Genomic DNA, 14,407 nt, shown 5'->3' on the forward strand with positions numbered 1-14,407 from the left:
CGACCGCAACGCCGCCGATGCGCCCGCGATGGCCTCGTTGCGCGGTCGGGCCCTGACCGTGGGTTTTCCGTCGACCAGCAGCACGCAGGCCCCGGCCAGGTCGTCGGGGAGTCCGAGGGCGTTGTGGAAGCCGTCCGCGCCCATCGCCGCCAGGACCGACGGCACGACGTCGGCGAGGTGGGGCAGCGCGGGATCCGGTCTGGGCAGGTCCACGAGCCGAGCCTGCCACACCATCTCCCCGGTTTCATTGACAGCGCAAAGATCCAGGTCAGCGGGTCCTTTACCGGTTCTTGACCGCATGTTGAATCGGCCCTCAGACGATCGCAATGTGATTACGCTCCAAGAGGTGGAACTGGGGGTTCTGGGACCTCTCCAGGTCCGGCAGTACGGGCTGCCGGTCGCCATTCCCGGTGCCAAGCCCCGGGCCATTCTCACGATGCTCGGACTACACGGCGGTTCGGTCGTATCCGCCGACGCCCTCGTCGCGTTGCTGTGGGGGGACGAACCGCCGCGGACTGCGACCAAGGCCTTGCAGACCCACATCTCGTCGCTGCGCCGCGCGCTGGGTGACGGATTCGTGCTGACCGAGGGCACGGGGTGGACGCTGAGCACCACCGAGATCGACGCCGTCCACTACAAGACGGCGGCGAAGCTCGGACGTAAGGCCCTCACGGCCGGTGACCCGACTCGCGCGGTGGCCTTGTTCGATCAAGCGCTCGCGTTGTGGCGCGGCCTGCCCGAACTTCCTGACAGCGCGCGCGGTTCGTCGGAGAAGACTCGGTGGCTCGAAGGTCACGCCGCCCTGGTGGAAGACCGGGCCGACGCGCTTCTTGCGACGGGTCGGGCCGCGGAGATCGTGGGGGAGCTCGAGTCGGCGATCGCGGAAGCGCCCTTGCGAGAACGCCGTTGGGGTCATCTGATGCTCGCGCTCTACCGGGCCGGTCGACAGGGCGAGGCGTTGGGCGCATACAAGAGGGCGCGGTCGCTGCTTGCCGAGGAGTTGGGAGTCGACCCAGGACCGGAGCTGCGGCGACTGGAGGCGGCGATCGTCGCGCAAGATGCCTCGTTGGAAATGCCTCAGTCACAGCAGCTTTCGACGGTCACGCGAGCGGTCACCTTCCTGCTCACCGATATCGAGGGATCCACCGCGGCGTGGGAGGCCGACGCCGACGCGATGGCAGTGGCGCTGGCCCGCCACGACGAGATCGTCGAGCAGGTCGTCACGTCGCGCGGCGGACGGCTCATCAAGACGCGCGGTGAAGGGGATGCGACGTTCTCGGTGTTCGACCGCCCATCGGCGGCCGCAGCGGCGGCTATCGAATTGCAGGAAGCAATCGGTCATGAGGCGTGGCAGCTGGCGGACCCGATGCGGATCCGCGTGGCGCTGCACACCGGGGAGGTCGAGTTGCGCGACGGGGACTACTTCGGCAGAGCGGTCAACCGCGCCGCCCGGCTGCGGTCCCTGGCCGCCGGGGGCCAGATCCTCTGCTCCGGTGCGACCGCCGAACTCGTCATCGACTCACTTCCGGACGACGTCGTGCTCGCCGACCTCGGTACGCGCCGGCTACGCAACCTCCCTCGCCCGGAGCATGTGTTCGAGCTCCGGTTGGAGAGCGTGTCCGTTTCCGCTCCGCCCACCGCCGAGGCTCCGATGGAGCGGCCCGCGCTGCCGGCGGTTCTCGTCGGCCCGGGGCCGTTCGTCGGCCGCGGTCGCGAGCTGGAGCGACTCGTGGCGGCGTGGCAGTCGACCTTGGCCGCCGGCACACGTGCTGTGCTCATCGCGGGTGAACCGGGCGTGGGCAAGACGCGCCTGGCCGGGGAGTGGTCACGCAACGCCTACGACCAGGGCGCCGTCGTCCTGTACGGCCGGTGCGACGAGGACCTCGGCGCGCCGTATCAGCCCTTCGCCGAGGCGCTACGTGCGTTCGTGTCCTGTGTCGACTCGAACCGCCTGCGCGACGTAAGGGGCATCGAGGCGCTGTTACCGCTGATTCCGGGGCTGGCGGACAAGTTGCCTGATGTGGCCGCTCCTCCGCGCGCGGATCCGGACACCGAGCGTTACGCGCTGTTCGACGCCGTGGTCGCCCTGTTGGGTACCGCATACGCAACGGCGCCCGTCGTGCTGATCCTCGACGACCTTCACTGGGCGGCCAAGCCGACGCTGTTGCTTCTGCGGCACCTGCTGCGCTTCGGTGAAGAAGCCCGCGTGCAGATCGTCGGTACCTACCGCAGCACCGATCTGGACCGCTCTCACCCGCTGGCGGCGATGCTGGCCGACCTTCATCGCGACGGCACCGCCGCTCGGCTGCAACTGTCCGGACTCGACGAGGGTGACGTCACCGCCTATGTCGCCGAAGCCGGTTACGACGACGAGGAATTGGGGCGGGCGCTGGCGACGGTGACGGGCGGCAACCCGTTCTTCCTCATCGAGGCGTTGCGGCACGTGGAGGAAAGCGGCGGCCGTTGGGACCCGAGCACCCTGCCCCAGGGTGTTCGAGAAGCGGTGAGTCGCAGGCTCTCCCGATTGAGCGCCGAGACGAATAAGGCGCTCGCGGCGGCAGCGGTGGTCGGGAGCCGGTTCGCGGTGACGCTCGTCGAGCAGGTGGTAGGCGAGGACCTCGTCGACGCGTTCGATGAGGCCGGCAAGGCGGGCATCGTCATCGAAGAGCCCGGCGGCCGTTACCGGTTCAATCATGCCCTGGTGCGGCAGTCGTTGCTCGCCGAGCTTCCGTCCGTGCGGCGCATGCGGTTGCATCAGCGCATCGCGGGAACGCTCGAAGCCGAGCCGGGTTCAGACGATGAACTATTGGCCGAGTTGGCTTACCACTACTTCGAATGTGCGTGGGCCGGAAACGCGGCCAAGGCGGTCGAATACTGCCGGCGCGCGGCCGATCAAGCGATGTCGCGGGTGGCCTACGAGGGCGCGGCCGAGTTGTATGACCGGGCACTTCATGCGCTCGAGGAGTTGGACGAGGAGCTTCCGGACCGCGACGAGCTGCAAGCCGAGTTGTTGATCGCCCACTGCGAGGCCTTGCTGGCTGCGGGTGATGTCACATCGGCGAAGCATGCGGTGGCCCAATTACGGCAGGTCGCTGTCGATTCGGGACGGCTCGGCGCCTGGGGTGTGTGCTTCGACGGTGAGCTGTCGATGCTCACCGATCCCGAGAGACTCGACGAGATCGAAACGGCGGTCAGTGTGGCCGCCGAGCAACTGGCCGCGCTCGAGGACGCGGCGGGGGAGGCCAAGGCGCACACCGTCCGCGCGGGATGCCTGGCACGGCTCGGCCGGATCGGTGACTGTGAAACGGCTTTGGACCAGGCGTTGACGGCGGCGCGGCGGGCGCATGAGCACAGCCGGGTGAACGCGGTGCTCGCGGGAGCGCCGCTTGCGGCGCTGTGGGGGCCCAATCCCGTTCCGCGGGCGGGCGGGCGGTGCCTGGATGTGGTGCGGCTGCTGCGCATCACGACGGGGTCACCGCTGGTGGAGGCGACGTCGACGCGGTGCCAGGCTGTGCTGGATGCGTTCCGGGGCCGGGCCGCCGAGGGGCGGCGGTTGATCGAGTCGGCCAGACGGACGTTGACCGAACTCGGCTTGCGCCACGCGTTACTGGAGGTGGATCAGTTCGCAGGCATCATCGAGTTGGTCTCCGATGATGCGGCGGCCGCCGAACCGTATCTGCGGCGGGCCTACGAGGGTTTCCGTCGTATGGGCCTCGACACCGACACCGCGGATACGGCGGCGTTGTTGGCGCGGGCCTGCTTGGCGTTGGAGCGTGACCCCGAGGCAAACGAATTATGCTCGGTGAGCGAGCGTCTCGCTGGTCACGGGTCGAAGGCGTCGATTGCTTGGCGGTCGGTCAGGGCTCAGCTGCTCGCACGAGCAGGGGATCACGATCGGGCCGAGGAGGTCGCGAAAGAGGCGGTCAGCCGGGCAGCAGCGACCGACGCTCTGGTCGACCACGGCGATGCCTGCCTGGCGTTGGCGACGGTGATGCGTATCGCTGGCAACAACGCGGGCATGCGCGCTGCGGCCGAGCAGGCGGTCGCATTGTATGACCGCAAAGGCGCTGCAGCGCTCACCGAGAGAGCTCGGAAAATTCTGGGCTCCCACGATGCGCCCAGGCCGAACGAAGTCGAGCGACCTGCTGCCGAATTGACCAATGCGTGCGTTGAAGTGGGAAAGCGGGTAGTCAGCGCAATTCAGCGGAAGGCGTGGGACGAGTTTGAGAGCCTCTTCGTCCCGGGCACTGCGGTCGAGAGTCGACGACGAATTGTTGGCTTCACCCTGGGCGATTTGCCGGGCGGCGACTGGGTGCACCACAGCAGGCGCATCTTCGAGGCGAGCGGCAACGTTCGGGTCACTCAATCGGTCATCGCGGTTCGAGGCGAACGCTTGGCGCTCTCTCGATTGTTCGTGGGCAGCACAGACCTGAGTCCCGGTGCGCCACAGGACGAGTTCCTGCAGATCTACGGAATCGACGACTCTGACCGGGTGTCGCTGCAAGTGTGGTTCGACGCCGACGATATGGACGCTGCCCTCGCGGAGTTGGATGCCATACATGCCCGCACTGGGACTGGTGACGAACGGACGCCACTCCAGAATGCCGCTAGTCGAGCCGATGGTCGCTTCAATGCAGTATGCGCGCGCAAGCAGTGGGATCAGTTTGGTTCCTTGATAGCCGAAGACGTCCGGATCGAAGACCGGCGCAGAGGGCTTCACACAGAATTTCGCGGGCGCGCGAAGTTGCTCGCCGAATCGCAGACGATCGGCGACTTGGGCACCGAGAGTGTCACTACACAGGTACTTGCTGTTCGGGGAGAACGTCTTGCGCTCCTTCGCGCACTGTTTCTTGGGCAGGACACTCGGCCCGACGGATTTCGCACCGAAATGCTACGTGTCGTCGAACTCGACGCCCACGAACGCATTCTCGCGATAGTCGTGTTCGAGGCTGATGACCTTGCCGCTGCAATAGCGGAACTCGACTCGCGGTACGCAGCCGGCGAGGCGGAGCCGTTCGCCCAAACCTGGACGACGATCACCGAGCTCACTGCCGCTTTCAACCGCAACGACTTCAGTGCGGTGAACTGTCCCAGCACCGACCACCGCCGGCTCACGCGGTATGCACCAGGGGATCTCACACCCGCTGCCCTCACCCAACGAGAGTTCACGCCGGATCTGAGAACGTACATCGAGGTGGTGCACCGGGTCAGCGATCGCGGCGCCGTCATCACCAATCGCTCTCACGGAGTCGCCCAAGAGGGGTTCGAAGCCGAGTGGCGAGTGATCAATATCTTGCTGCTCGATGGCGGCAAGCTGCAGCGGTACGAGCTCTTCGACGAAACCGATGTCGGGGCGGCACTGACGCGGTTCGACCAACTCAGTTCTCCGGCAACCCGACTGGCGAATGCCGCGAGTCGTGCGCACCAGCGGATGCAAGAGTGCATCGCGAACCACGATTGGGACGCTGCTGGCGACCTGATCGCCGAGGACATAATCGTCGATGATCGTCGCCAGGTGGTGAACACCCAAGTCCGCCGGGGTCGAGGGGCGGCCCTCGCAAGCATGCGGGCGGGCGCGGGGTTGGGCGCTAGAACGATCGGCTCGGTTGTCCTGGCGACACGCGGCGATCGACTGGCGTTGTTGCGTACCCGGTACTCGGGTAGCGACGCGAAACCCGACGGTTACTACGCCGAAGATCTGAGCCTTGTCGAGATCGGCACCGACGGTCGCATCAGCGCAGGCGTGACCTTCGATATCGACGATTTCGAAGCTGGGATGGCCGAGTTGGAAGCTCGGTACGTCGCGGGGGAGGCCGCCCCATGTGCACGGACGTGGACCGTGATCGCGAAAGGCTATGCCGGCCTCAACCATAACCAACTCGCCCCCACCACCCCCGGGTGGGTGAACGTCGACCGCAGACGGTTCGCACCGATCGCGGCCGGCCGGCTCGGCGCTTACATCCGCGTGAATCAGGACGAGACGCCCGATGTCAGAATCTACGCCGAAGCGTTGCACAGGATCTCTGAGCTTGGGGCCGTCGTGACCAGGGCGGTCACCGGCACTTCACGCGAGGGGTTTTACGCGGAGTGGCGGGAGATCGACCTCCTGACGGTCAAGGGTGAGTTGCTCAGTCGCTGCGAGATTTTCGACGAAGCCGCTCTGGATGTCGCCTTGGCAGAGTTTGATGGGCTGAATCAATCGAACCCACGACTGGAGAACGCCGCTAGCCAGGCGGCAGAACGATTTCGCACATTCTTCGTGCAGCGTGACTGGGACGCTCTCAAGGTGCTGCTGACAGATGAAAGCCTCATCGAAGACCGACGACAGGTTGTCAGCTCGCCCTTGCTACGTGGTCGAGATGATGAGATCGCTAACTTGCAAGCGATGGCTGACATCGGGGTCACAAGGGTGTCGTCGGCTGTCATTGCCGTTCGCGGCCAGCGGCTCGCCCTTAGCCGCACGCGATTCTCAGGCGCCGACGACTTTCACGCGGACGTCCTCGATGTCGTCGAGATCGACAACGAGGGCCGCCTCGTGGGTTACGTGTGCCTGGATCCCGACGACTTCGACGCTGCATTTGAGGAACTCGAAGCTCGTTACATGGCGGGGGAGACCGCCAGTCATGCGCGGACGTGGTCGATGGTTGGGGGCGTGTTTGCGAGCCTGGCTCGTCATGAAGTGCCCGCGTCGACGCCAAATTGGCAGGCCATGGATCACCGCCGAGGAACGCCGCTCAACTACACGGATCTCCGGTCAGTGGTCGCTGCAATTTGGGATGTCACGCCGGATCTCCAGAGCCACATCGAGGCAGTGCATCGGTTGGGCGATCACGCAGCGCTCTTCACGCAGGTCTCTCATGGAACAACAGCTGAAGGATTCCCGGCTGAGTGGCGGATAGTCAACCTGATGACGTTCGACCGTTCTTCGGCCAGTGGATGTGAGCTCTTCGATGAAGAAAACCTTCCCGCGGCGATCGCGCGGTTCGAGAGTCTCAACCGACCGCAAACGCAACTCGAGAACGCCGCTAGCAGAGCGGCTGAGCAATTCTTGGCGCATTTCCAGGCGGACGACTGGAAAGCCATGCAGGAGTCGTTCGCCGAGAACTACTTTTTGGATGATCGCCGTCGGATCATCAGTTCGGGGATACGGCATGGCCGTGACCATGCGATTGAAGATGTCCGCGCGGTCGTCGACGTGGGATTGTGGGCGAAGCTCTCGATGAGCACGATGGCAACGCGAGGCGGGCGGCTCGTCCTGCTGCATCTCCACGCCGCGGGCCCCGATCCGGGAGCGAGTCAATCCGACCTCCTCCAGGTCGTAGAGGTTGACGACGACGGACGGTTTTCAGCGGTGGTTGTGTTCGATGTCAATGACATCGACGCTGCCTTCGCTGAGCTCGAGCGCCGTTACCTCTCAGGCGAAGCGGCCGCTCACGCACAAGCATGGTCGGTCATCGCGGATGCTTACGCCGCCGTGTTGCGTCATGAGTTGCCGTCGACGACACCGGACTGGGTCAACGTCGACCACCGGCGGGTGACGTCATTCGCGCCGAACGAACTGGTGCCGTTCTTGGAGGCAACATGGGACGTGCTCGAAAGTGACATCCAGATATATGTCGAGGCCGTGCATCGGCTCACAGGCATAGGTGCGGTGGTCACCCGCGTCATCAAGGGGACGTCTCGCGAGGGGGTCACCGCAGAGTGGCGAGAGATCGGATTGTCGACCGTCGACGGCGACTCGATTAACCGGTCGGAACTTTTCGATGAAGCCGATATCGGCGCCGCGCTCGCCCGGTTCGATGAACTGAACCAACCGGCCGTTCTTACGAACACTGCAAGCGAGATAACTGAGCGTTATTGCGCAACTTTCGGGGCACGCGACTGGGCTGCAATGGCGGAGACATTGGCCGACGACGTGATCGCCGATGATCGCCGTCGGGTCGTGAATGCCGGTGTCCGCCACGGTCGCAATGTCCACTTGGCGGATAGCCGGGCCGCGGCCGAGGTCGGCGGCGGTCAACACGTGGCGTCGACGGTCTTGGCGACTCGCGGCGAGCGTCTCGTGCTCAGCCGTGTCCGGACGACCAACAGCAACACACCGCCCGGTGAAGTCGGTGCGCAGATGCTCGGCATCGTTGAGATCGACGCGGACGATCGGATCGCTGTCACGGTTTGTTTCGACGAGGAGGACGTCGACGCCGCCTTCCACGAACTCGACGCTCGTTATCTCGCCGGCGAGGCAGCCGCGTATGCGCGGACGTGGTCGGTGATATCGGAGACGTTCGCCGCTGTCAGCCGTGGTGAGCTCCCTGCAGTCACACCAGACTGCATAACTCTCGATCACCGGCATGCGGTCGCATTTGCGCCGGGCGAGCTAGGTTCGTACACCCGCGCCGCCCATAGCAGCACGGCCGACCTCAGAGCTCATGTCGAGGCGGTATACCGCCTGGACGAGCACGGGGCGGTCGTGTCGTACGTCGCCAAAGGGACCTCGGCGCAGGGCTTTCAGGCTGAGTGGCGGGGCGTCAGCCTTTCGACCGTCGACCACGGGCTGGTCAACCGTAATGAGTTGTTCGATGAGGCGGATCTCGAGACAGCGCTCGCACGTTTTGACGAACTGACTCGTCCCGCGCCCCGGTCTGTGAACGCCGCCTATCAGACGGTCGAACGGCTTTGGAAGCGCTTCGACGAGCGCGACTGGACGGCGATAGGGGAGTTACTGGCGCTCGATATCTATGCCGAGGACCGCAGACGCATCATCAACGACGGGATGCGTCGCGGCCGTGACGCTTTCGTAGCCAACATGCGGGCAGTCGCCGAGGTGGGCACCGGCGACATCACCTCGACCCTCATCGCGACCCGCGGCGAGCGCCTCGTCCTGGCCCGTATCCGAAGCGAACGATTCCACACCGACGTGCTCAACCTCGTCGAACTGGACGCAGGACAGCAAGCCATGACATCGACCGTGGTGTTCGACGGCGACGACTTGGATGCCGCGTTCGCCGAACTCGATTCGCGCTTTGGAGCGGGGGAAGCAGCGCCACACGGCCGCACCTGGACAGTTCTGGCAAAGGCATACGCCGCGTTCAACCGGCACGAACTGCCCCCGACAACACCCGACTGGGTCAACATCGATCACCGAAGCGGGACTTCCATCGCGCCGGGGCAGCTGTTTCCGTATGTGCGCACCTCATGGGAATTGTCCCCGGACATCACCAATTACATCGAAACCGTGCACAGACTCAACGACTTCGGCGCCGTCGTCACTCGAGTGGCAACCGATACTTCACAGGAAGGCTTCCTCGCCGAATGGCGAGTCATCACGCTTGCGACCTTCGATGGTGATCTGCTGAGCCGAGTCGAGTTGTTCGACGAGACCGACCTGGACGCCGCGGTTGCTCGATTCGAAGAGCTGAACAGATCGACGCCAACATCGACCAATACTGCGACCCGGGCCGCGGATCGATTCTGTGAATGCTTCGGCACCCGGGACTGGGGCGGTATGGCAGACACACTCGCCGAAAGTGTTCGAACCGACGACAATAGACCGCTCGTCGGCGTAGGGAGGCGTCGTGGACCGCAACTCAACGTCGCCGATTGGCAGGCGGTTGCCGAAGTCGGTACGCGGAACCTGGCGTCAACCGTCATCGCCGTCCGCGGTCAACACCTCGCGTTGAGCCGTTTCCGAACTTCGGGTCGAGACCAGCGACCGGAGGCCTTCCATACCGAGATTCTCGCGGTCATCGAAACAGAACCCGAGGGCCGGATCGAGGCCTGCGTGATGTTCGACCGCGATGACATCGATGCCGCCTTCGCGGAACTCGACGCTCGGTACCTCGCAGGGGAGGCCGCCAGGTATGCCGAGGTTTGGTCGGGCGTCGCGGATCCCTACGCCTCATACAACCGGTGCGACATCCCTTCCGTGACGAACTGGATGACGGTCGACCACCGAGTTCGGGAGACCTTCGCCGGCGAGGACCTCACCGCGTACATCCGCTCGGCGTGGGATGTCACACCGAACAACAAGATGTACGTCGAGTGCGTCCATCGATTGAGCGATCGCGGTGCCGTCATCACACATACGGCGTATGGCAATTCGCCGGACGGTTTCTACGCCGAGTGGCGAATGATCGCCCTTCTGATGATGAATGGCCCCGACGGCACGAATCGCTGCGACTTGTTCGAAGAGGCCGACTTGGACACCGCCATCGCGAAATTCGATGAGTTGAGCGACTCCGCGAACCGACCGGCGAACGACGCCACCCGCGCGTTATCCCGCGCTTGGGCGTGCTTTGAGGATCGCGACTGGGACGCGACGCGATTGGTGATGACGGATGACTTCACCTCATACGACCGGCGCCAGGTGGTGAACGCCGGCGTTCGGCGAGGCCGCGCCACACACATAGAGAACATGCAGTCGGTTGGTGAGGTCGGATTCAAGAACGCCGGGTTCACCGTCATCGCGACTCGTGGTGAACACCTTGCGTTGGTCCTGAGTCGTTTCGCGGCAGATGAGATGCCGCGCGGCGAGATCGTTGCGCAAGCTTCTATGGTCATCGAGACAGACGCCGCGAACCGGCTGGTGTCAAATACCGTTTTCGACGTCGACGACATTGACGTGGCGTTCGCGGAGCTCGATGCCAAGTACGCCGCCGGGGAGGCAGCCGCGCACGCACGCACGTGGACGGTCGTGACACAGGGCTATGCCGCCCTCAACCGCCATGAGCATTTCGACAGGAATTGGGCCTTCGCTGACCATCGGAAAGGTACACCGTTCGCGTCCACCACCTCAGCGGCCGCATCGCATCCGGACGTGTGGGATGTGACGCCCGACTTGAATGCTCACATCGAAGTTGTGCATCGTCTCAGCGACGCCGCGGTGCTCGTGACATCGGTGGTCGGCGCTACTTCACACGATGGATTTCAGGCCGAGTGGCGATTTCTTCAACTGCTCACTTTCGCGGGAGAATCAGTGCAACGGTGTGAGCTGTTCGACGAGGACGACCTCGACTTCGCCTTTGCGAGACTCGATGAACTCGTTGGACCACCGCTGCGACTCGATAACGCGGCGGTTCGGCTGCGAGCCAGAGTCGCCGATGCATACAACCTCCGAGACACGGAAACCTTCGCTGCGGGTGCCGTCGGCCGCTATGAGGACCGTCGTCGAGGGTTGCGTGACGCGGGAATCACCGATGCGAAGTACGCGCTCGCGGTTCTTTCCGAAACACCGGCCAGCTGGAAGATAAGCATCGAACCGATCGCTGTCAGGGGTGGTCGCCTAGCGCTGACTCGAGAAACTTTCCGAGACAACGACGATCCGACACGGCCAATCACAATCGAGTTGGTCGTGCTGACCGAAGTCGCCGACAGTGAAGCAGACCTGCACACGATATTCTTCGATCCCGAGGACGCAGACGCCGCCTATGCAGAGCTCGACCGACGTTTCCTCGCCGGGGAAGCCGCCCCGTATGCGCGGACATGGTCAGCGATTGCAGAGTCCTACGCCATGGTCAACCGCCGCGAGGTACCCGGCACAACGCCCGCCTGGGTAGATCATCGCTTGGTCGCCACCATTGAGGCGGCGGATCTGGTTGCGAATCTGCGCGCGGCATGGGAAATAGCTCCCGACATCAGGTTCCGAATCACTACCGTGCACCGGCTCACAAAGCTCGGAGCGGTCATCGACCACACGGTCCAGGGACACTCGGATAAGGGATTTCCCTTTGACTACCGCGAGCTGGTGCTTGTTACGGTCGACGGCGACCGCACCGACCGCTTCGAGATGTTCGACGCGGACAATCTCGACGCCGCGTTCGCGCGCTTAGACGAACTCAGCCGAGCGCCGCGAATTGAAAATGCGGTGACGCGTGTATGGGCATCTGTTGCGGATGCGTTCAATCGACGAGACTTGGACGGCTACCTCAATCTTGTCAGCGCTGAGCGTCAAGTGGACGATCGCCGGAAAGGCTTGCAGGCTCTGATCGCCGGTCCGGACCAGCGAGCGCATGTCGTCCTGCTGTTCGAGCTGGCACCGCGCGGTTCGGTAATGGAGGTCGAACCCATCGCGGCCAGGGGCACGCGCCTCGCTCTCATCCGTACGTGCTGGATCGACGGCACCCTGCCCGAGCGGCCAGTGACGAACGAACTCCTGGTGGTAACGGAACTAAGCACCGACGGATTGATTGATCTGATTGTGGCGTTCGATCCGGCCGACACTGCAAGCGCCACACAAGAGCTCGAATCACGTTATCTTGCTGGGGAAGCCGCCCCGTATTCGCATACCTGGTCGCTTCTCCTACGGCTCTACGATGCGTATTCCCGGCACCAACTGTCTTCGTTGACAGCAGACTGGGAAATCCTTGACCACCGCCAAGGAATCGCATCCCCACCCGGTGACCTGTTCGCTCTGACCCGCGCGGCATGGGAAACAACTCCGGAACTCACCATCTCTGTTGCCGCCGTGCACCGACTGGGCAAGCTTGGCGCGCTCGTAACGGCCTCAGCACATGGGGTCTCGCAGGACGGATTCTCCGGGGAGTGGCGGGATGTTCACCTCTTCACATTCGACGGTGACGCGATAAAGCGCTGCGAAATCTTCGATGAGGACGACCTCGACACCGCACTCGCGCGATTCGAGGAACTCAGCGAGGAGCGGCCGAGGCTGGCGAATACGGCGACTCGCATGTGGGAGCGTCTGGCTGACGCTTTCAATCACCATGACGTTGATGCGTTCCTAACCCTCACATCACCGACCGGATGTATCGATGACCGCCGAAAAGGTCTGCAGGCTCTGCATGGTCCGTCGGAACGCAAAACGGCTGCCCTCGCGTTGTTCGAGTCAACGCTGACATGGCGGACGGAGGTCGTGCCGGTCGCCATAAGGGGCACGCGGCTGGCGCTGGCCCGTCAGATATATCGCGACACAGCCGAAGAGAGCCGACCAATCACCGTGGATATCCTGACGGTCGTCGAGATCAACGACGACGGCTTGATGGGCGACTTCGTCAACTTCGACAGCGATGACATTGACGCCGCCTTCGAAGAACTCGAAACCCGTTACCTCGCTGGCGAAGCGGCCGCACACACTCGCGCTTGGTCGGCGATCGCCGATGGCTACGCCGCCTTCAACCGAAGAGAACTGTTCCGCACCACCCCGGACTGGGTCAATATCGACCACCGCCGTGGAGGCACCGCATTCGCACCCGGTGAACAGACCTCGTTGGTCAATGCCACATGGGATGTTGTTCCGCGGATCCACGCATACGCCGAGGTCGTCCATCGACTCGGTGATCTCGGGGCAGTCGTCACCCAGGTGGTCACGGCGACGTCGCGCGAGGGTTTCGACGGTGAATGGCGTGAGGTCGTACTGCTCACCGTCGACGGTGACGCGATCAGTCGCTGTGAAGTTTTCGACGAGGCCGAAATCGACGCCGCCCTAGCGAACTTCGACGAGCTCGAGCGGCCGGCACATCGGCTCGCCAACGCGGCGACCCGCGTACGAGCTCACCTGGTAGACGCATTCGCCTCTCGAGACCTCGACGCATTTTGTTCCTACATCGCGGAAGACGGACGATACGACGACCGCCGAAAGGGTCTGCGCGACTCGGGATCACTCCGACAGGACTTCGTGCCCACCATGTTGTCCGAAGCACCTGGAAGTTGGCAGTGGACATATGAACCGATCGCCATCCGCGGACGGCATTTGGTGCTATGCCGTGACTGGTTCCGCGACACCGACGCTCCTGGCCAGCCCGTCGCGGTCGAAGATCTATCGATAACCGAAGTTACTGAAGATGGAATGGTCTGCCGGTCCGTCATTTTCGACAGTGACGACATCGGCGCCGCGATGAGAGAACTGAACATCCGCTGGATCGCTTCGGGGGACGTCGAGTATCCGGAGGCTATCGAGACCATCCTCGGCCTGTTCGAGGCCGCGAACCGCCGCGACTGGGAGGCCGTCCTCGCCGCCCACTCCGCGGACGCTACCTTCATCAACCACCGCCAACTGACGACCGGGCGCGACACGATCGCGGATTATTGGTCATCGATCCGCGCTTTCGCGGACCTCGTCCCAGATATGCGTTTCGAACTCGCCGAAGTTCTTTCGCAGACGTCTACGGGCGTCGTATGCGACATCGTGGTGGCGGGCACGTCATCCGACGGCCTGACGGTTGAGCTACCACTCGTCGCGGTGCTGCGTCTTGATGAGGGACACGTGACACACATCGAGAACTTCGAACCTGCGGAGCGCAAGCGCGCACTAGAGCGCTTCGAACAACCCAACGCGTCGGCCTGATCCGCCGAACGTGCGCTCAGCGCGATATTCGCCGCTTGGATTCAAGCGGTCGTTGCAACAAATGTGGACGGGTCTGAGAGTAGCCGGTTAAGTTCCTCGGCGGGGGTGCGC

The 14,407-nt window shown here is 63.8% G+C and carries 1 protein-coding gene and 1 pseudogene; one reads left to right on the plus strand and one right to left on the minus strand.

The window, feature by feature from the left end; genetic code table 11:
• Window positions 1-213 (minus strand): annotated as a pseudogene (locus tag A5698_RS28390) (hypothetical protein); the annotation flags it as partial.
• Window positions 214-346: 133 nt separating this feature from the next.
• Between A5698_RS28390 and A5698_RS03805 the strand changes: the two are divergent.
• Complete coding sequence (locus A5698_RS03805; RefSeq protein ID WP_068293530.1) at window positions 347-14,296, plus strand: nuclear transport factor 2 family protein; 13,950 nt, start codon at window positions 347-349, stop codon at window positions 14,294-14,296.
• Window positions 14,297-14,407 lie beyond the last annotated feature (111 nt).

The organism is Mycobacterium sp. E136 (assembly GCF_001666865.1).
GTDB lineage: Bacteria > Actinomycetota > Actinomycetes > Mycobacteriales > Mycobacteriaceae > Mycobacterium.